The organism is Arthrobacter sp. OV608, assembly GCA_900110595.1.
Lineage (GTDB): Bacteria > Actinomycetota > Actinomycetes > Actinomycetales > Micrococcaceae > Arthrobacter.
On sequence record FOEZ01000002.1, the window covers coordinates 289,862 to 309,296 of the forward strand.

At 64.4% G+C, this 19,435-nt stretch carries 21 protein-coding genes; 12 read left to right on the top strand and 9 right to left on the bottom strand.

Annotated features, from left to right (window positions below; translation table 11 throughout):
* Positions 1–7: 7 nt before the first annotated feature.
* The 4 genes from paaC to BMX78_RS04080 form a co-directional block, all read right to left on the bottom strand.
* Positions 8–901 carry a 1,2-phenylacetyl-CoA epoxidase subunit PaaC gene (paaC, locus tag BMX78_RS04065; RefSeq protein ID WP_091416707.1) on the bottom strand — a complete coding sequence of 298 codons (894 nt, stop codon included), beginning with the start codon at positions 899–901 and terminating at the stop codon, positions 8–10.
* On the bottom strand, positions 898–1,365 hold the full coding sequence (paaB, locus tag BMX78_RS04070) for a 1,2-phenylacetyl-CoA epoxidase subunit PaaB (RefSeq protein ID WP_091416709.1): 468 nt from the start codon (positions 1,363–1,365) through the stop codon (positions 898–900). Before paaB ends, paaC begins: the two co-directional genes overlap by 4 nt.
* On the bottom strand, positions 1,362–2,366 hold the full coding sequence (paaA, locus tag BMX78_RS04075; protein WP_091416712.1) for a 1,2-phenylacetyl-CoA epoxidase subunit PaaA: 1,005 nt from the start codon (positions 2,364–2,366) through the stop codon (positions 1,362–1,364). Before paaA ends, paaB begins: the two co-directional genes overlap by 4 nt.
* Before the next feature lie 229 nt (positions 2,367–2,595).
* Positions 2,596–3,399, bottom strand: a complete 804-nt coding sequence (locus BMX78_RS04080) for a GAF domain-containing protein (RefSeq protein WP_286138771.1) — start codon at positions 3,397–3,399, stop codon at positions 2,596–2,598.
* A gap of 545 nt (positions 3,400–3,944) precedes the next feature.
* On the opposite strand from BMX78_RS04080, the gene BMX78_RS23000 reads away from it, so the two are divergent.
* Complete coding sequence (locus BMX78_RS23000) at positions 3,945–4,106, top strand: hypothetical protein (RefSeq protein ID WP_170850680.1); 162 nt, start codon at positions 3,945–3,947, stop codon at positions 4,104–4,106.
* Between the two features lie 28 nt (positions 4,107–4,134).
* On the opposite strand, the gene BMX78_RS23845 is transcribed toward BMX78_RS23000, so the two are convergent.
* A complete protein-coding gene (locus BMX78_RS23845) occupies positions 4,135–4,830 on the bottom strand; it encodes a helicase associated domain-containing protein (protein WP_091416716.1) in 696 nt (231 codons plus the stop codon).
* Between the two features lie 559 nt (positions 4,831–5,389).
* Between BMX78_RS23845 and BMX78_RS04095 the strand changes: the two genes are divergently transcribed.
* Positions 5,390–5,764, top strand: coding sequence for a VOC family protein (locus BMX78_RS04095; RefSeq protein ID WP_091417106.1), 375 nt, complete (start codon positions 5,390–5,392; stop codon positions 5,762–5,764).
* Between the two features lie 280 nt (positions 5,765–6,044).
* On the opposite strand, the gene BMX78_RS04100 is transcribed toward BMX78_RS04095, so the two are convergent.
* Entirely contained in the window at positions 6,045–6,830 is a 786-nt protein-coding gene (locus BMX78_RS04100) for an SDR family NAD(P)-dependent oxidoreductase (protein ID WP_286138791.1), read from the bottom strand.
* A 97-nt stretch (positions 6,831–6,927) separates the two neighbouring features.
* Between BMX78_RS04100 and BMX78_RS04105 the strand changes: the two genes are divergently transcribed.
* Positions 6,928–7,428: a MarR family winged helix-turn-helix transcriptional regulator gene (locus tag BMX78_RS04105; RefSeq protein ID WP_091416721.1), complete on the top strand. Its 501-nt coding sequence runs from the start codon at positions 6,928–6,930 to the stop codon at positions 7,426–7,428.
* On the opposite strand, the gene BMX78_RS04110 is transcribed toward BMX78_RS04105, so the two are convergent.
* The 3 genes from BMX78_RS04110 to BMX78_RS04120 form a co-directional block, all read right to left on the bottom strand.
* Entirely contained in the window at positions 7,425–7,805 is a 381-nt protein-coding gene (locus BMX78_RS04110; protein WP_091416724.1) for a DUF7793 family protein, read from the bottom strand. The two genes, BMX78_RS04105 and BMX78_RS04110, sit on opposite strands and share 4 nt — an antisense overlap.
* A 117-nt stretch (positions 7,806–7,922) precedes the next feature.
* Positions 7,923–8,489, bottom strand: coding sequence for a hypothetical protein (locus tag BMX78_RS04115; RefSeq protein ID WP_286138773.1), 567 nt, complete (start codon positions 8,487–8,489; stop codon positions 7,923–7,925).
* 270 nt (positions 8,490–8,759) lie between these two features.
* Positions 8,760–9,326 carry an iron transporter gene (locus BMX78_RS04120; protein ID WP_091416727.1) on the bottom strand — a complete coding sequence of 189 codons (567 nt, stop codon included), beginning with the start codon at positions 9,324–9,326 and terminating at the stop codon, positions 8,760–8,762.
* A 345-nt stretch (positions 9,327–9,671) separates the two neighbouring features.
* Here BMX78_RS04120 and BMX78_RS04125 point away from each other — a divergent pair, with 345 nt between their 5' ends.
* From BMX78_RS04125 to BMX78_RS23250, 9 genes are all read left to right on the top strand, one after another.
* The gene (locus tag BMX78_RS04125; RefSeq protein ID WP_091416728.1) at positions 9,672–10,670 is read left to right on the top strand and encodes a metallophosphoesterase family protein; all 999 of its coding nucleotides are present in this window, start codon (positions 9,672–9,674) and stop codon (positions 10,668–10,670) included.
* Positions 10,671–10,825: 155 nt separating this feature from the next.
* Positions 10,826–11,518 carry an SGNH/GDSL hydrolase family protein gene (locus BMX78_RS04130; RefSeq protein WP_170850681.1) on the top strand — a complete coding sequence of 231 codons (693 nt, stop codon included), beginning with the start codon at positions 10,826–10,828 and terminating at the stop codon, positions 11,516–11,518.
* Between the two features lie 86 nt (positions 11,519–11,604).
* On the top strand, positions 11,605–12,411 hold the full coding sequence (locus BMX78_RS04135; protein WP_286138774.1) for a phosphatase PAP2 family protein: 807 nt from the start codon (positions 11,605–11,607) through the stop codon (positions 12,409–12,411).
* A gap of 2 nt (positions 12,412–12,413) precedes the next feature.
* Positions 12,414–13,121, top strand: coding sequence for a DedA family protein (locus tag BMX78_RS04140; RefSeq protein WP_091416733.1), 708 nt, complete (start codon positions 12,414–12,416; stop codon positions 13,119–13,121).
* Between the two features lie 5 nt (positions 13,122–13,126).
* Entirely contained in the window at positions 13,127–13,798 is a 672-nt protein-coding gene (locus BMX78_RS04145) for a response regulator transcription factor (RefSeq protein WP_091416736.1), read from the top strand.
* The gene (locus BMX78_RS04150; RefSeq protein ID WP_091416739.1) at positions 13,795–14,787 is read left to right on the top strand and encodes a sensor histidine kinase; all 993 of its coding nucleotides are present in this window, start codon (positions 13,795–13,797) and stop codon (positions 14,785–14,787) included. The genes BMX78_RS04145 and BMX78_RS04150 overlap by 4 nt, the downstream gene beginning before the upstream one ends.
* A gap of 362 nt (positions 14,788–15,149) precedes the next feature.
* Positions 15,150–16,169, top strand: a complete 1,020-nt coding sequence (locus tag BMX78_RS04155; protein ID WP_139204879.1) for a hypothetical protein — start codon at positions 15,150–15,152, stop codon at positions 16,167–16,169.
* A gap of 335 nt (positions 16,170–16,504) precedes the next feature.
* Positions 16,505–17,536, top strand: coding sequence for a hypothetical protein (locus tag BMX78_RS04160; RefSeq protein WP_139204880.1), 1,032 nt, complete (start codon positions 16,505–16,507; stop codon positions 17,534–17,536).
* Positions 17,533–19,419 carry a hypothetical protein gene (locus BMX78_RS23250; RefSeq protein WP_091416746.1) on the top strand — a complete coding sequence of 629 codons (1,887 nt, stop codon included), beginning with the start codon at positions 17,533–17,535 and terminating at the stop codon, positions 19,417–19,419. The genes BMX78_RS04160 and BMX78_RS23250 overlap by 4 nt, the downstream gene beginning before the upstream one ends.
* The last annotated feature ends 16 nt before the right edge of the window (positions 19,420–19,435 follow it).

A 19,435-nucleotide genomic window follows, 5' to 3' on the forward strand; every position in this document is an offset into this window, starting at 1 on the left:
GCCGCGGTCACCAGCTTGCTCCGGGATGCTCGCGGGCCAGCACCTGCATCTCGGCCAGGAGGTAGCCCAGGTGCTCGGAGTGCTTGCCCCTTCTGCCACCACCCGGCGCTGCGGGCACGTCCGGCACCTCGAGCTCGGCTTCTTGGAGGACGTCGCCGGTGAGCCGGTCGAAGTCCTCGCGCAGGCTGGACGGCGCGACGGCGGCACCCGCCTCGGCGAGGCGCTGCGTCAGGTCATCGTCCTGGAACAGTTCGTTGACGTACGGCCACATCAGGCGCAGGCCGTGGATCATCCTGGTGCGCGACTCGTCGGTGCCGCCGGCCAGGCGGAGGATCCACTGGGCGCTGTGGTCCCGGTGGTAGTCCACTTCCTTCACGGCCTTGGCGGCGATGGCGGCCAGTGTTTCATCGCTTGATTCCGTCAGCCGGCGGTACAGCTCGAACTGGTAGTAGCTCACGATGAACTGGCGGGCGATGGTCACCGCGAAGTCACCGTTGGGCTGCTCGAACAGCTGGACGCTGCGGAACTCGTGCTCGCGGCGGAAGTAGGCGAGGTCATCCTCACTCTTTTCCCAGGCGCCGCCGGCGTAGCTGAGGAAGCTCCGGGCGTGGCCCAGCTGGTCCAGGGCGATGTTGCCCAGGGCCACGTCCTCCTCCAGCTCAGGCGCGCGGGAGATCCAGTGGCCCAGGCGCTGGGCGAGGACCAGTGCGTCATCGCCGAGCCGGAGTGCGTACTCGGCGACGTCTTCGGTAGGTTTGGCCAGGCCGGTGCGGACCTCAAGTGCGATGTCCTCGGGGCGCAGCGCGTTGCCGGGGGTGATGCGGGTGGCGGAGGCGTTCGAGTCGCCGCCGGCCACTCCGGTGGAGATGTCGCCGTGGCCTGTTGTGGTTTCGGGGCTCACAGGTGCTTTACCCCTTCGCTCTTGGTGTAATACGTGGCATGCCGGTAGTCCTTGCCCTGGGGCGACTCGAAGAACGAGCCCTTGGCATCGGGATCACTGGCGGCGATGGCGTCGGCCGGAACCACCCAAATGGAGACGCCCTCGTTGCGGCGGGTGTAAAGGTCGCGGGCGTTGCGCAAGGCCATGGCGGCGTCGGGTGCGTGCAGGCTGCCGGCGTGCACGTGGCTCAGGCCGCGGCTCGACCGGACGAAGACCTCCCACAAGCCCCACGCGCCGCGGTCTGCGTGGTTGACGGCGGGCTGGATCGAGGGAACCTGGTTCTCCGAGGCCGGGGTTGTTGCGGCGGCCTTGGTCTCGGTGGCGGCCGCCTCCGGGGTGGGGGCGCCGGACGGAACCTGCTCCGCGCCGCGGATCACTTCACTGGCCGAACTTGCGGGGACTTCCGGGTTGCCGTGGGGGCTCATGCTGCATATTCCTTCGTCGTCATTGACTGCTTTGCCTGCTGTTTTGCTGCGTAAGCGGCGGCTGCCTCGCGGACCCAGGCACCGTCGTCGTGCGCTTCCCTCCGGCGCTCAAGGCGCTGGGCGTTGCAGGGGCCGCGGCCGGCGAGGACTTCCTGGAACTCGTGCCAGTCCAGCGGGCCGTGCTCCCACTTCCTGGTGTCCTCGTTGAAGCGGACCTGGTCGTCAGGGAGGGTGAGGCCCAGGACCCGGACCTGCTCCACCATCATGCCCACGAAGCGGCTGCGGAGTTCATCGTTGCTGAAGCGCTTGATGTTCCAGGCCATGGACTGCTTGGAGTTGGGCGAATCGTCATCCGGCGGGCCGAACATCATCAGGGCCGGGGCGTACCAGCGGTTCACGGCGTCCTGGGCCATCTGTTTCTGCTCGGGGGTGCCGTTGGAGAGTTCGAGGAGGATCTCGAAGCCCTGGCGCTGGTGGAAGGATTCTTCCTTGCAGATGCGCACCATGGCGCGGCCGTAGGGGCCGTAGGAGGCGCGGCACAGTGGGACCTGGTTGCAGATGGCGGCGCCGTCCACCAGCCAGCCGATGGCACCCATGTCCGCCCAGGTCAGCGCGGGGTAGTTGAAGATGGACGAGTAGCGGGCCTTGCCGGCGATGAGGTCTTCCATCATCTTGTCCCTTGTTTGTCCAAGGGTTTCGGCGGCGCTGTAGAGGTAGAGCCCGTGGCCGGCCTCGTCCTGGACCTTGGCCATAAGGATGGCCTTGCGCTTCAGGCTGGGGGCGCGGGAGATCCAGTTGGCCTCCGGCTGCATGCCGATGATTTCAGAGTGCGCGTGCTGGGAGATCTGGCGAAGCAGCGTCTTGCGGTAGGCCGCCGGCATCCAGTCCTTGGGCTCGATGCGTGAATCCTCGGCCATGACGCGGTCAAAGTTGGCCTGGCCAGCCGCCTCATCTTCCGGGGATAGCTCAGCTGGCACTGACTGCAAGTTCTGCGCTGCCATGGTTGCTCCTATGCAAAGACCTTCTGGGACGTGCCGAATTATTTACCGACCGTTCGTTCAGGATATGCGGAAGCGCAGAAGCCCGTCAAGCGTCACACCAGTTTCACCAGCCCAAGTAGGCAGCGCGAAGGGACGCTCCTATGTCTGCCAGACGGCTGGAAACGGGCGCGGCCGGGCAGTTACATGCACGCTGGCGCGCGAGCCACGGACCTGGGTTCCGAAATGCTCTCTAGCGTCGTACGTCAATGCGGCTCTGGACGACGGCGGCAAGAGCCTTGAGTACCTGTTGTTCGGAGACAGGAAATTCCCGGGGCTCCTGGTCGATGATGCACAGGCTTCCGATGTTCCAGCCGCGCGGACCGTGTAAGGGAAAGCCAGCGTAGAAACGGATAAAGGGCTCACCGACCACAAGCGGGTTTGAAGCGAACCGGTCATCGGCGTGCGTGTCGTTGATGACAAGCATCGCATTCCCCTCGACCGTCCGAGTGCAGAGCGCGATCTCCCGGGGCGTTTCCTCCCGTAAAGGGCCCACCGCTGACTTCAGGAACTGGGTGTCTTTTGCGATGAGCGACAGGGACGCCGTGCTCACGCCAAAGAATTCCTTAGCGGCGACGACCACCCTGTCATAGATCTCCTCCGCCCCCGAGTCCATCAGACCCGTCTCGTGCAGCGACTGCAGCCGTTCCTGCTCTGCCCGCTCAGGGCTGAGCAGAGTCCGTCCGGCGGCTCCCAGCGCCGCCAAAATATCTTCGTCGTCCACCTCTTGAGTATCGGAGGAATGTCCGGCATTGCCCCGGCTCGTCCCGGTTGCAACTGTCGGGCTACTGCCCTTGTCGAATCCATCGGCCCCCGCGCCGATATCGACGTGATGTTCAGGCTCCGGCAGGGATAGGGCCCCATGGAGGTAGGCGGACAATTCAAACTCCGAAAACTGACGCCGCCCGAAATAAGCCGGCCAGGCAATTGCGGGGTCCAGACCAGCAAGAACCATGAGAGCAAGTTCCCGTCGTCGGCGCTCGGCCTCTTCATCCACACTGACCACCTCCTAGCCCGGCATCCCTGAGCGGAATTGCCGTTCGCCGTTACAAGCCATATTGATAAGTGTACTTACTAATATGTTGGGCGAACACCCCGACCGACCGGCAGCGCAAAGGGCTCAATTCCCATCTCCACCGCACGTCATCAACGATGTGGTGCCACGCCTGCGTTGGCCGCGGCGCACTGCCCACATTGCTGGCACCCGGACGGCAGCGGAGGCAGGGCTGGCTCCTGAAGCGTTCCTGAGACCAAGAGCCAGCCCCTTGCGGAGCCCCCGGTGAAGGCTAAAAAGAACCTCTCCCCAGCGAGGTAGAACACCGCTACTGCAGATACTTCTTTACCTGAGCGCTTTCGACAAGAGCAAAGGCCCGACCAGTTTTGCGAGGAGTCCCTGAGACAGGGTGCACGGGCGACTGTAGAAGCTGATCCTGATTCGGCCTGGGCTCACTTGATGGTCTTGCCGGATTTGGGGAGCAGAAGCAAGGATTGGTTATGAGGGACGCGCGACTGGCAGCCAGAATTCTGCTCCAGGAGAGGTCTGTGGCTCTGATCGATGTCTGGATCCTGTACTGGAACAACGGGGGCCGCTGTCATCCCTTCGAGTTCGATGCCATTATTCATGGTGCGCTGCCGGCCGCCTGGTTTGACACGGAAGCTCTCGGCTTTGCACTGGATGAGCTGATGCTGGGAACCAGCGGCTGATCAGACTCCCTGCCGGCGGAGTCTCTGTCTAGGGGGCAGCCGCTGGCCTCCACCCTGGCAGCAGCTCATCCAACCTCACCAGACGTTCCGGGTACAGCGTTCCCTTCTTCAGGGCGTACCGCTGAACTGCTAGCCACTTGCCCAGCGCGTATTCCTCAGATGATGCAAATGCCCCCATGATTGGAAGCCTGCCGTACGTCTGCAGGTGGCCGACGATTTGTTCCAACCGGCTGTTCCAACCTTCGGTGTCACCAGAGGGGCGCTGGCGCCAGCCAGGCAACGCGTTGTTCAACTTGGCTAGGCGTTCCTCATGCTGGCGGTCCCGGCTTGCAGCTTGCCGGTACAGCCAGTTAGCCAGGCTTCGCTCGGCAAAGTCGGGAGACTCGCTCGATGGCCACCTGCCGTGACCGGTCTTGAATTGAACGACACGGGCAAGCATCTGATCCCAGCCGGGACGCAGCCTGTAGGGCGAGCTCCACCCGGGCAGCGCCCTTTCCAACTTCTCAAACCTTTCCGGCAGGAGTAGCCCGTTCCGCAAGCTGGCCTTCTGATGCCGGAGCCAGAAGACCAGCACTCGCTCGCCCGGGTCATCGGCGTACTGGGAAGGAAGCCGGTTATGCTCGGTGACAAAGCGAGCATATGCATAGAGCTGATCGTCCCAACCACGGCGAGGAACCACATCGGGGTCCTGGCCTGAGGCCGCCTCGGATTCCAATTTCTCCACTTCCTGGTTCCTGCCTTGTCGTGGATGCGTCAGGACTCGTTGCCCGGACGAGTCCATCTTTTCGAGTTGGCTCGATGTCGTCTAGGCAGCAGGTTGTTCTGCCACTTCCCCGGCATGGGGGCGGAGGCCATCATTAGAGGTACAGAGCGCTGCGATTTGAATCGGAGGCTGCCATGATCCAGGCCCTGCTGTGCAAGCTGAACATTCGGCACGAATGGCATCTCGAACATGCCGAAGACGGCGGCGTTTATAGACGCTGTCGCCGATGCGGCAAGGATGACGATCAACGGGGCGAAGGGACACGGGGCGACTACAGTGCCTGGGTAGGGCCGACAATAGGGTAAGGCCAACCGTTCCCCACCTACATGGCTTCCCCAGCGGATTGTGGAGTTCTGGCTAGCACTGCTCCTCGGTGTCTGCAGGAGAGCGTCCTCCATCCTTGCCCACGCTGCAAGGCACTGTACGGGACCCTCCCCCCGGGGCAGGAAGACGCGGCGGGTCTCGTATGTGTCATGAGCCGCGCAGGGCGTTGCGCGGGCGAATGTGGTACATAGGCAGCATGGAAATTCGTCGGGCGATGCCTGTGATCAAGACAGGCGACCCGGCCCAGGCCCGGGCGTTTTACGAGGGCTTCCTTGGTTTCCGTGTCGTGATGGACGAAGACGGCATGCTCATGCTCGCATCCACGAGCACGCCAACGACGCAGATCATCCTCGCCTTGGAAAGCTCATCTGCGGTCGACCCTGAACTGCTTGGGGTCGACGTGTCAATCGAGGTTGCTGACGTCGACGACGCGCACAAGCGGGCCGTGACCGACGGGTTGGATATCGTGCGCGAACTGCGGGATGAGCCTTGGGGGATTCGGCGGTTCTTCCTGCGCGACCCGAGTGGCCGCACCATCAATGTTGCGAGCCACATCGCCCGCCGTCCCTGATCAATGTTCCGCCCGGCCCGCCGCTGAGACAGGGCACCACTGAACTCGGCCTTTTTGTTTTTCGAGTCACGCGACGGGCAGAACAACTGGCAGCAACACTGCCAGGTTGTCCCAGACCAGCCACGATAAGAGTCACAGTCATTATGAGCCGTCAAAACGACACTTGGCGCTGCCTACTTTCCCGAGCTCCGCCCCCTCCCAGACGCGCGCTCACGTCTGGCTGCCTTTTCGGGAACGCCACATCACCTGGGCCCCTTTCCCGGAACGCCCCATCACCGAATCAGAGGATGGCGGTCAGCACTCCCCCGTCAGCACGTACTGCGGCTCCGTTCGTCGCAGAGGACAGCGGGCTCGAAAGGTAGACGGCGAGGTTCGCGATTTCGTCCGGCTCGATGAAGCGCTCGAGCAGAGACGTCCGGTTCTCGGCGATGATCGCAGCCTTCAGATCTTCCATCAATAGTTGCTGCGCCTGGGCGATGCTGCCCACGGTGCTGGCCACGCCGTCGGAGTAGGTCGGGCCGCCAAGGATGGTGTTGACCGTTACGCCGGTCCCGCGGGTGAGTTTGGCGAGCCCGTTACTCAATGCGAGCATGCCCGCTTTGGTCACGCCATAGTGCGCCATGTCAGCGGGTATATTTACCCCTGATTCGCTTCCTACGAAGACGATCCGGCCCCAGCCGGCGCGGAGCATTCCGGGCAGCAGCTCCCGCGACAGCCGGACTCCACTCATCAGGTTGACGTGAAAATAGCGCAACCAGTCCTCATCGGGTATTTCCGCGAAGGGCTTCAGTTCAAAGAGTCCGACGTTGTTAATGAGGATGTCGACGCCGCCGAGCGACGCGAGCAGCCGCTGCACCTGGGCGGCGTCCGCGAAGTCCGCCGCCATACCCGCCACCTCTCCGCCGGGCACTTCGGCTTGGAGGTTCTTCACTGCTTGCTTGACCCGGCTTTCGTCGCGGCCGTTGACAACCACGGCGACACCCTCCCGGAGCAGCGCCTTCGCGATCGAATATCCGATCCCTTGCGTTGAGCCGCTGATGAAGGCGCGTTTGTTTGTCAATTGCATATCCATGGCGGTAAGAACCTCTCGTTTTTACTTGCTCAGGCAAGTAAAACTAATGCCAAATTACTTGCCCAGTCAAGCAACCTTGTAGTCTGTACGAATGAGTGATTCCGGTGCCCCCGCGCATCTTGCAGGTGATGATCTCGCCACGTGGGCGGCCCTTGCGACGGTACTGGAGTGGTTGCCGCCTGCCCTCGATGCGCCGCTGGTCCGCGATTTCGACCTCACTCACTTCGAGTACGGCGTCCTGTTCGCGCTGGCTGACGCGCCGGACCGCGCGCTGAGGATGACCGTTTTGGCCGCCTATTCCAATTCCTCGCTCTCGCGGCTGTCCCGGGCCGTTTCGCGGATTGAGGCTCGCGGGTTGGTGATACGCACTCGCGACCCCAAGGACGGGCGGTCCACCTTGGCCACCCTGACCGAGGCCGGGCTGGACATGTTGGAAGAGGCCACTCCCGTGCAGAGTCACACGGTCACCAAATTGGTCCTTGAGCCTCTCACCAAAGCCCAACGCGGTCAGCTGCACGAAATCAGCGTGCGGATCCAGCGGGCCATCCGGGAGCAGGAGGGCTGGCAGCCGGCGCGCCCAGGGCGCGGCTAGTTATCCTTGGCGCGATTGCTGCTGCGACGAAGCCAGCTCATGGCTTTCCTGATGGAGGTGAAATAAGCCACCGGACATGGCAACGGGCTAATTCGCAGAACAAACAGTGCGATGACGTAATCGACCGGGGAAGAACCTAAAAGCGCGATCTTTGAAACGCTTGGTGAAGGGGGCACTTTTCGGGCAGGGCGGGTGAACGTGACCCCTTCAACATCGACGAGCAGGGGAAGACTGCGTCCCTGACTTAGCGCCTCGATCGCGGCGTTGGCCCGATGCGCATCCTCCGGCCCAATGGCGTGTCCGGACTTCCAGCGAAGCCGGAGGATCCCGTCAGCGAGCTCAAGGGTGCCTTTGTCAGTGATCTCGATGTTGTGCATTGGTCCTCGTCACGATGGTTCCGCCCCCAAACACGACCGTAGTGCATCAGGTCCCCGGGGCGTTGGCCCCGCCCCGTCAGGAACACGATGAGTCGGCTCCCGGGCACGCCGCACCGTTCAGGCGCCGGTCCAGCGGCGCAGCGTGCTGTTGATCAGGCCGATCAGGACTGCGGTCCACCAGCGGGCCTGGGAGACGGTGAGGGCAACCATGAGCCGAAGGCGTAGGCCGCGGGTCAACTCGCTGAAGCGCGTGTGGGGCGGGAGCGCCAGCAGCCGGTGCATGGCCGGTGCGATGCTGAGGCCATTGAGCATCAGGACCAGCACGCAGACGAGTTTGACCACGGTGACCGGGTTGGTCAGGTCCGGGTCGATCAGGGCGCCGGACGCGAGCAACAGGGCCAGGCCGCCCCAGATCAGCGGTTTGGCAGCAGCCTCGAGCTTCCCGGAAGCGTGCATTTCCACCTTGCCGAGCAGCCACAGCAACCCCAGCCAATCGACCACGAGGATGGTGCCAAAGGACAGGACGAGCGCCAGGATATGGCCCGCGAGCCCAAACCGGTGCAATACAGGTCCGCAGTCCACGTGGTGCCCGACGAGCACCGAAGCCAGCCATCCGGCCGTGCACAGCAGACCCAGCAGGAGCAGCCGTTGGATTTGGCGGCGCGTCAGCGGTTCCGGGCGCACAGCCAGCTCCGCCCGTGATGTATCGGGTTGCGAGGGGTCGGGACGGACCTGGGCCTCGGCCGTCACTGGGCGGACCCGGCGGCTTGATGCTGCCCTGCCGGGAAGCGCAAAAGGGACATGAAAGAAGTCATGGGGATCCTTGGGGGAAGGAAGTTGGCGATTTCCGGCAAATTAAAGCTGGGGAAATTTTCGGCCGAGGCGCCGTGCGCCTCGACCGAATTAACCGAATTATGGGGCGGCGCGAAATCGATCGATCCCGCCCGGCGGTGGCTACTCTTTCGTCAGCTCCACGTCCTTGAACTCCACTGTTGCTCCCTTGGCCAGGGCCGGCGTTTCTGATTCCTCGCCGTGGCGGTTGAAAGTGGGAACCCCAAGGGTGGCGCGCAGTGTGTACGTGCCTGCTTCAGGCACGGTGAAGTTGTTGGCGTAGTGGTAGAAGGTGGAGTAGTAGAACTTCAACTCCATTTCCTGGACCACCTTGCCCTGGGCATCCACCACTTCAACGGTGATCGGCACCTCGGGAACGATCCTGCCTGTGGAAGTCTCGGTGGGGATGATTTCGATGTGGTGGGTTTCACCGGCCTCCGGTGCACGGAAGTGCGTGGCGTGCTCGTCGAACCACGGTTCGGCCGCTTCGGTGATCAGGTTGACTGTCCAGTCCCCGGACTCCACCGTCTTGCCCTTTTCGGCAAGTTCCTCGGCGAGCACCTCGTACTGCTTCTGGACGCCGGCCGGAACGGTGAAGCCTTCCTCCTTTGCGGCGGCCTGGGCGCCACAACAGGTGAGCGCAGCGAGGAGAAGAGGGGCGGCCAGAAGGGCCGTGGCAGCACGAAGCATCAAAAATCCTTAAGCGGGTATGAGTGAGAGAACCGGGATGGTTCAGGGAGCAATGCAGGAAGCCCAAAGGTGGTCCGCACCCAGCGCGCGGCCGCCCGATATCCAAACCGTGCGGCATTGCATCCTGGCTCGCGGGGGCGAGTTAGGCTGACCTAAAAAGAAGATTACCCAATACCGAAAATTAAGCAAAGTTCTTGTGCGCTAATTCCCAAGCGTTACGTTTCGGCGCGATGCTGGCGGCGGGCTTGACACCGCTACCCGTCCCGCGGACTATCGGAGAAGCCGCTGGGGCCAGGATGTCGATTGGATGCCGGCCAGTGGTCCGGCCCCTCGAAGGGTTGTCGGATGCCGTCAGCGCCACCTCGTTCCAGGTTCCTCCGGCGTGTGGCCTTTGCCGCGGCCGCGCTTCTGGTGGTGGCTGTCGCGGGCTGCACCAGTCCCCCGGAGCCGCCTGACCAGCAGTTCCCAGCAACTGTCCGAATTGCTGCGGTGGGTGACATGAACCGCGTCAAGAACAGTGCGCCGAATAGTCCGTCCGGCCGGAACGGGGCGGCGATCACCCAGCTTGAGCGGGACAACGAGATTGATGCGTTCCTCGGGCTTGGGGACTTCCAGTATTCCACCCCGCATTGCGAGGACTACGTGAAGTACTGGACGAGGCTGTGGGGTGGTACGAAGCCAAAGCTGTACTGGATATCAGCCCCAAATCACGACTGGCAACCGGGCCGCAACGAGGATCTCGACGACTTCATGGACGGCCAATGCCCGGGAGCTTCGGAAAAGGCTGCGATCAACCAGCAGCGCGGGTTCATCGGGAACGGGCAACCCTACTCGAAGGACTTCGGGAACTGGCACTTCGCGTTCCTGTCGTCAGCGTACTGGCGCTATAACCACGTGCAGGCCCAGTTATTGACAACCTGGCTGGACAATGACCTCGCTACAGCCAAGGCGGCGGGCAAGCATCTGGCAGTGGTGTACCACGAACCGTACTTCACCTCAAACACGAACAAACACGGACGGGCGGCTGAGCACAAGCCGTGGATCGACGTGATGTGGAAGTACCGCGTCCGGCTGACCCTGTCCGGGTCACAGCACAACTACGAGCGCTCATGCCCGGTGAACAACGCCGATCAGTGCGTCGGCGACGGGATGACGGCGTTTCAGGTTTCCACAGGAGGTGCGACTCTTCGCCCCTTCACCAGCAGTCCGCCGTACATCGAGAAACGGTTCAGCGACACCCACGGGTTCCTGCGGCTGACACTGCGGGCGGACGGGTCTTTCGACTGGAACTTCGTCCCCACGTCCGGTTCAAGCACGGATTCGGGGACGCGCCCCGCACCGTAGCCAAGGCCAACGTTCTCTGACCACCGGACCTGGAGTCCACACGCTCGCTCAGGTTTTCCACAAATGTTCCCTGGAGCGCCACCTGTCCTAAAGAAGTCCAGATACCATGTGTTGTTCTACGGCAGTTCCTGGCTTCCGGGAAGTTGGAGGAAATCGTGGGCGGAAGGTCGCTTCGCGCAGTTGCCAAGACTGCCTCCCTTGCTGCCCTCCTGACTGTTGTGGCCACGGGGTGCACTCCGGCCGGCGTCAAGCACCATGCGTCCGGGACCCCTCCGGTCCGGGTTGTTGTAATCGGCGACTCGCTGAGCACCGGCTACGGGACTTCGCCGGACCAGGCGTGGCCGAAGCTCCTGCAGCACGCGCACCTGACCCAGAAGCGCCCGGTACAGGTCACCAATGCGTCAGAGAACGGCAGCGGCTACCTGGTGGCCGGGGAGGGCGGGAACACCTTCGGCACGGAAGTCGAGTACGCCGTAGGCCCGGACGCGGACGTAGTGGTCTTCTTCGGATCCGACAACGATGCGGGAGCAGACCCTGAGGAGCTGAGGGAGGCCGCGGCCTCAACGTTCGCCGCGGCTTCAACCCGGGCCCCGCAGGCAGTCCTCGTGGCGGTGGGTCCGCTGTCCGGCAGCGAAGAGCCTGATCCGGTGCTGGCCGGCGTGCGTGACTCCGCCGCCTCCGCAGCAGAGAACCGCGGGGTGCACTTCATCGATCCCATTGCCGACCAATGGCTCGGCAGCCGTGCCGACGTCCTGCTGGGACCTGACGGTGAACATCCCAGCGCCTCCGGGCAGAAGCTCCTGCGGGACAAGATGAAGGAAATCATTGCAGCTGCCGTAGAGGGCTGACCTGAGCCTTCTGTTGCCCAGGGGGCCACAGTCCCGATACAGAAGTTCTTAAGCCTTTCTTACTCACGCTGCGGGAGGGTAGACCCATGGGCGCAGCAGCGCTCTGCCCCTCCCCGAAGGACATCATGGACGGCCCAGCTCCTGACGACGGACCTCAAGCTCAAAGTCCACCGCCGGCTCGTCCGGCGGCCGGCACGCGGTTTTTGGTACTCCCCCAGCCCCGCCACTGGCTGCTGCTTGGGGCACTGCTGTGCGCGGCCGTCGTCGTGCTTGGCCTGTCTGTGGGGCTGCTGCCCGGCGAGACGGCGGCGGAACTGGGCGTGGACCAAGGCCTCAGCCTGCACCATACCGCCGCACTGACCGCTGTGGCCATGACGATCAACCTGCTGTTTGGTCCGGTGGCCGGGATGGTGATGATCGGCCTCACTGCCCTCGGCATCTTGCTGGTCCGCCGCGACCTTGCCAGGGCTGCCGCCTTTGCCCTGGTGGCGTGCTCGGGCTGGGTGGCCAGCGAGGTCTTCAAGCTCATCCTTGCCCGGCAGCGGCCCGACCCCGTGCTGCTCTTCGACCCACTTTCACCGGAGACAGGATCGAACAGCTTCCCCAGCGGCCACACCTGCTTCGCCGTCGCCCTGGCATACGCATTGTATTTCCTGGCCCGCGGAACCCCTTGGGCCAAGGCAGTGGCGGCAGCCGGCGCAGTGATGGCCGTCATCGTGGCTTGGTCACGGCTCTATGTTGGAGTCCACTACCCCACCGATGTTGCTGCCTCGTTCCTGGCCGCGAGCGCTGCAGTGGTGCTGCTCGCGGGACTTTGGAACCGGTTCGCACCCAGGCTGGCGCGCCGCTTGCCCGCCTCATTCCACCCATCAAGCCGATCCCCAAGGACCTGACCATGCATAGCATCCTCGCCTCGGGATTGGTCCCGGCACTGGCCGGAACGGGGTCCCCCTCCCTGCTGGACCCTGCCAGCCTCCTCGAAGGTCTGGGCCCCGCAGCCCTCGGAGTCATCGCCGCAATGGTGTTCATCGAATCCGGTGTGCTGTTCCCGTTCCTGCCCGGAGACTCCCTGCTCTTCACGGCCGGCCTGCTGCATCAGCAGCTGCAACTGACCCTCCCCATCCTGATCGGCGTGATCACTGCAGCTGCCATTGCCGGCGACCAGGTGGGCTACATGCTCGGACGCAAGTTCGGGCGCCGGTGGTTCAAGGATGACGCCCGCGTGCTGAAGACCGCCCACTTGACCGCCACGGAAGACTTCTTCCGCCGCCATGGAGGGGCCGCCGTCGTACTGGCCCGCTTTGTGCCGATTATCAGGACTTTCGCGCCGCTCACCGCCGGGACTGCCCGCTACGGGTACAAGGCTTTCACGCTCTGGAACGTGGTGGGCGCTTTGGCATGGGCGACGTCGGTAACCCTGCTGGGCAGCTGGCTGGGACACTACGAGATTATCGCCAGGAACATCGACGTCATCGCAGTGGTGATGGTCCTCGTTTCGGTGGTGCCCTGGGCAATCGAGTTCCTCAAGCGGCGCCGCAGCAATCGCCGGACTGAGCCGGCGGGAGAAGCTTCATCCGGCCCGAAAACCGCTGCGGAAGAATAGGCCGTATGACACGTGCCGAGGGACCCTCCCTGCTGCTCGTCGAGGACGATCCGGTCCTGGGCCCGCTGACAGCCGAACTGTTGGAGCCGGACTACCGCGTCCGGCTGGCGGCCAACGGGCAGGAGGGCCTGCACCTGGGGATGACGCAGCCGTGGGACGTGATGGTGATAGACCGCGGCCTGCCCGTCATGGACGGGATCAGCCTGATCACGGCCCTGAGGTCGAAGGGCATCTCCACACCGATCCTGGTCCTCACCGCACTGGGCGACACGGACGAAAAGGTCAGGGGCCTGGACGCGGGTGCCAACGACTACGTGACAAAGCCGTTCGACGCCGGCGAGCTGGCCGCGAGACTGCGCGCCCTGACCCGTACCTACACCCAGCCCGCCGGTCCGGTGAGCTTCGGCGCCTGGGAGCTCGACCCGGCGTCGCGTTCTGTCCGCTCTGTGTACGGCGGCCTGGTATCACTCACGGCCAAAGAGGCAGCTGTGCTGGCGGCACTGGCTTCCGAGCCCGGCAGGGTATTTACCCGCGACGAGCTCCTCGCCAGCCATTTCCACGCCACGGACCAGCCCGGCGTGATCGATACCTATGTCCACCATCTGCGCCGGAAAATCTCCAAAACAGTGATCCGCACCGTGCACGGCGTGGGCTATCAGATCGGTGACGCAGCATGACGTCAAGTCCTACTTCAGTTGAGCCTGACCGGGATACTCTCCGCCGGGCGTCGCTAAAAGTAGCGCTCCGGATCAGTGCTGCCTGCGCCGTGCTGGTCCTGGGACTCCTCGCCGCCGCGACCGCGTACCTCATGAACAAACTGGCCCACCCGGACCTGCCCGATGCTGCGGGGGCTGGGAGGGCCTACACGTACCTTGATTCCCAGGACCTGATCGAGGGGATGATCCTGGCTGGAGTGGGGGGCATCCTTCTGGCAGGCATCGTGGGATGGCTCAGCGCCCGCAGCGCCATCCGGCCGTTGGGCGAAGCGCTGGCCCTGCAGCGGCGCTTCGTCCAGGACGCGAGCCACGAGCTGCGCACGCCCCTCACCATCCTGGACGCCCGCATCCAGCTCGCCCAGCGCAAGGTGGCGCCCGGTTCCGAAACAGGCCAGGCCTTAGCCAGGATCAGGGAGGATACCGCCACCCTGACCGGCATCATCACCGAGCTCCTGATGGCGGCGACCGGGCATGCGTCCGGGCCCGCGGAACCGGTGGATGTAACCAGCGTGGCCGGGTCAGTGACTGAGGGCCTGCAAGAACTGGCGGAGCACCAAGATATCCGCCTTTCGTTCTCCGCCAGCGGGCAGCCGATCGCGCGGATCGCTCCCGGCTCCCTCCGGCGCGCCGTGCTCGCCCTGGCGGACAATGCGCTCGCCCACACCCGGCCCGGTGGAAGCATCGCGATCAGTGTAGGAATTGAGGACCGCCAGGCGGTGATCCGGGTGGAGGATACGGGCTCCGGAATCACCGGGGTGGATCCGGACCGGATCTTTGACCGCTTTGTTCGGACGGCCAGGCGGGATGAAACCGGCGGCAGGCGCAGCTTCGGGATCGGCCTTGCGCTGGTCCGGGAGATTGCCTCTGCCGCGGGCGGCACCATGGAGGTAGCCAGGACCGGGCCGGAGGGGACCACCATGAGGCTTGCGCTGCCGCTGACCCGGCGGTAGTTGTGGGCCGCCGGCGCGGGCCGTGAAGCAGCTCCGCCAGGGCCGGGTGCAACACAGGTGCGTGCCGCCGTCGTACGTTCCCGGCCAGCAACTCCGGCTGCCCCGGGGCCACCCTGGTTTCCCCCTCATCTCGGGAATATGCTTGCCAAGCCCCAGCGGCCTAAATAACATCGGAGCACCGGTTCGGCGCCGGATCAGCGGCGACAGAGCGAACCCACGCGCAGGTTTTTCGTATCGACATACACCCGGCCCCTTCCGATTACACCGCGCCCTCGGCCGCGGACCCTGAAGGCACCGACGCCTCAATGAAACACCGGCCAATCATGCTCGGCATGGGATGGCAACCTGGAGGATGGATGGCCATGAGACGATTCCTGGCACTGGCCATTGCGATTGCCCTGACCTGCACTCTGGCGCCTGCACTGAACTTTGCTACTGCCCAGGCTGCGGCCGGCCCCTGCATCGGTGCACCTCCTGCCGACACCACCGCATACGCAGAAACCCGGCAGTTCGTGGATACCCAATCGTGGTGGATGCCGGACGTTGACCAGCCCAACAACTCCACCACCAATACTGGCCACGTCCACCTGGGGGCGTGCATCCCCGAACGCGAAACGATCAGTTCGGACAACATCTCCGTGAATGTGCGGGTGATCCTCCACGACAACCCGGGCACGGCCAACTACGTCTCCATGGTGTTCATATCCTCCAACAGCGAAACCGTCGTCCAGAAGTGCTACCTGCGGGCTTCTGCATCAAACTTCACCTGCCCCGGCCCGGGCAACTCAGGCAAGGGCGACTTTGTGTGCACCGGCACCTGCGAGCGCTGGCTGACGTTCTCGCCCCCGATTTCGGCATTCAAGCACGCGGGCCTTCAGGAGATCCATCTTCGCGCGTTTGTCCCGGAACCGGACGGCAACGAAATGCGGGCCAGCCTTAACTGGCAAACCGACATCCAAAACGGAAAGTCAGTGTCCAACGTCTCCAGGTACACGTTTCTGCGTGGCAAGGGGTGGTACACCCACGCCCGGTACTGCGAGGCATCGGTCCGCAGCGTTCCCATTCCCGATGGCCCAGTATCAGGCATCTGGACGCCGGTGGTGGGCCTGGCCACCCACCCCGATAGTGCAGTCCCGGCAACCCACTCATTCATCTCCATCGACCCGGACTTCCACGCCGTTCCGCCCAACCCCGGAACCGTACTCCGGGACGCCGCAGGCCCCTACGGACCCGAGCCCTTTGGGGCCGCCCCCATCTCAATCGACACCAGGACCCTGGCCAATGGCGTCCATAAGCTGCACCTCCGGTCGTCATGCCGTGACAACAAGCTGGAATCGACCAACTCCGGCGTCACGGTGATCCCCTTCACGGTGGCCAACTGACAACAGGTGATCAGCGTTTCCAAGTACCCGGGTGCGTACTACCCAAGTATCAGGAACCCGATTCCACGCTTCGAAGCAGGTACCAGCTACTCGTGACTTCCGCTTGCCCTGAAAACTAGGCTTGCAAAACGGTGTGGCCAGGCCATGGTCGACTGCGCTGCAGATGCTGCTGGGGCATGGGGTTTCAACTCCGGGGAGCAACATTGTCTGAGCAAGGATTTTTCAACAAAAGTTTGTCCGGCACCGGCAGCAGGTGGTTCTGGCCCGGCAGATCCGGGGACGTAAAGCCCGGGGCACTGCTGACAGCACTGGTGCTTGCGGCTGAGGGTGGCTTGGTGATGCTGCCTGTTGCTGCCACCGCCGCCGGGCCGGACTTGCCCGTTTCCACGAATTGTTCTGCGCGGCTGCTCCCGGGCATAGGTGGCCAGGGCAGCAACGCCGTCGCCGCGACCAGCAACGGGCTGGTGGTTGGCCTGGCCGATACCGCCACGGGCGGGTCCGCTCCAGTGCTCTGGCGGGACGGTCAGCCCACGGTGCTGGCGATCCCGCTCGATGCAGCGGTTCCTGAGTCTGTGAATGCGGCCGGCGTGGTGGTCGGAACGGGCTATGACGCCGCCAATGAGGTGCTGGTTGGCTGGTGGTGGCAAGACGGTCAGTACCACCCCCTCCCGGTCACTCCCGGTGAGATTGCACTCCCCTCGATGGTGTCGGACAGCGGCGTTGTTGTGGGTGCGGTGATCGACGACGAGGAGCACTCCGACGGACCGGGTGCCGACGACGACGAGCGTCCCGCCGTGTGGTCCGCCGTGACCGCGGCGCCCCGCGAACTTGCGTTGCCTGCCGGAGCGCGGGGCGGTCATGCCTTCGCCGTAGGACCGGACGGCACGGCGGGTGGGGTGGCCCTTGGCGACGACGCCACCCCGGTCGTGTGGTCACCGACGGGCGCCCCGAGGGCCCTGCCGACTCTCATCGGGAAGGGCGGTGTGGTGCTTGGCATCGACTCTGCCGGGCAGGCGCTGGGCCAAAGTGCCGTGGCCGAAGGAACCCACGCGGTGGCCTGGGGAGCCCTGGGCGTGATTTCCGACGTCGGCTCAACCGCCGCAGGCCCCTCCTCCAGCGCGGCGTCAGGCACTGCAGGAACGACAGTGGGTGAAGGCAGTTCGCCGTCCTTCCGCGGTTCCCGGCCCCAGGCGCTGATGTGGACCGGCAAGAGCGCCCGGATCCTCCCACCGGGCTCTGATGCCCAGTTCACCGGAGTCTCCGGGTCGGCCAGCTCTGTGGCACGGCAAGGCGGAACCACTGTTGTGATTGGGTACTCCGCCGCAGCCAACGGGCTGCGCCGCGCCACCGAATGGAGCTGCAAGTGACCGCCCACCAGCACACGCGCCACCCGCTGCGCCGGGCGCTCGCCGTCCTGCTCGGCACCGCACTCGTTCTCGCCAATGTCTATTTCCTTGCCACGTCGCGGGATTCCCAGGCCACCGCCGCAACCTCCGTGAGCCTGGGGTTCGCCGGTGACACCGGCGGCAACACGGTGACCGGCAAGGTGATTGATGCAGCACGCACCGCGGGGGCCGGGGCGATGTTCAACCTCGGGGACATGTCCTACTCCCAGATCACCCCGGAATCGTCCTGGTGCTCGTTCGTCAAGCAGCATGCCGGGACGATGCCCTACGAGTTCGTGTCCGGGAACCACGAGGACAACGGACCTGACGGCGTATGGTCCAGCTTTGCCTCGTGCCTGCCGGACCAGCTGGGCTCGATCGGAAACTACGCGCAGCAGTTCTACACGGACTACCCGGCAGGCAGCCCCCTGGTTCGCGTCATCATGGCATCCCCGAAACTGACGTACAGCGGCAGCAGCCTGGACTGGTCCTACAAGTCGGGCACCCAAGGCTACAAGTTCGTGTCGTCGGCGATCGACTCCGCACACGCAGCGGGAATTCCGTTCGTGGTGGTGGGAATGCACATGTACTGCCTGTCCATGGTCAACTACCCCTGCGCGGCCAGTCCTGACCTGATGAACCTGCTGGTGGCGAAGAAGGTGGATCTGTACCTGCAGGCCCACGACCATGCGTACGCGCGCAGCTACCCGCTCGCACTCAAGGGCAGCTGCACGGCCATCCCCGTCAGCAGTTTTAACCCCGACTGCGTCGCCGACACAAACCCCAGCGGGCAGTTCGCCGCCGGGACCGGGACCATCCTGGCCACCGTGGGTTCGGGCGGCAGATCGCTCAACAGCGAGAGCAACACGACGACGGCCCCGTACTTCCAGCGGTTCATGGGCACCAACAACAACCCGACGTACGGCTTCTTGAAAGTATCGGTGACCAGCACCGCCCTTACCGGTTCATTTGTTAGGGCCTCGGGCGGAACCTTCACCGACAATTTCACCGTCACCCGGGCAGCGCCTCCGCCAAGCCCGAGCCCGACGCCGACACCGACGCCGACGCCCACCCCGACGGCCACGCCAACGACGCCTCCCACAACGACGTCGCCGCCGACAACAACGTCACCTCCGCCCACTACGACCTCGCCTCCGCCCACCACGACCTCGCCTCCACCGGCACCGACAGCCGTCTCGGTTCGGTCATCGGCAACCGGAGCCGGCGAGTTGACTGCTGCGGGCTCGTACACCGCCGCCCTGCCTGCAGGCTGGCAGCCGGGCGACACAGTGTTCCTGTTCTCGCAGGTCACGGTGTCCTCCTCGGCCAACACCACGGCTCCCGCGGGATGGACGCGGGCAGTGGGCGACTTCACCAGCGCCGGATCCGCGTCGGCCCACCAGGCGGTCTGGTACCGGGTAATGCAGGCTGGCGACACAGCGCCGAGCGTGCCTGAACCCGCCTCCCGCTTTGCCTGGTCCACTGTTGCCGTACAGGGCGCAAACCAGACGACACCGCTGGATGTCGCGCCCACCACTGACACCAACAGTGGGGTGGCCTACCCGGGTGTCCGCGCCCCATCAATCACGCCGGTAACGCCGGGGGCGCTGCTGCTGACCGCACATGGCGTCAGGAACGGCACCAACTCGGCTACCACCACCTTCACCCCGGCAGCAGGGACTACTGAGGTTGGCGACGTGACGTCAGGCATCGCGTCCAAATCGAACGCGGCGATCGAGGTCAACGCCCTCCCGCTGACCGATACCGCCGCGACCGGTGCAAAAACTGCCAGCGCAACATCAAGCTCCGGCGCCGTCATCAACCAGTGCGGTTTGGCAATCGTTGTGCGGCCAGCGGGTCCGTGAGCTTGCCTTAATCCGT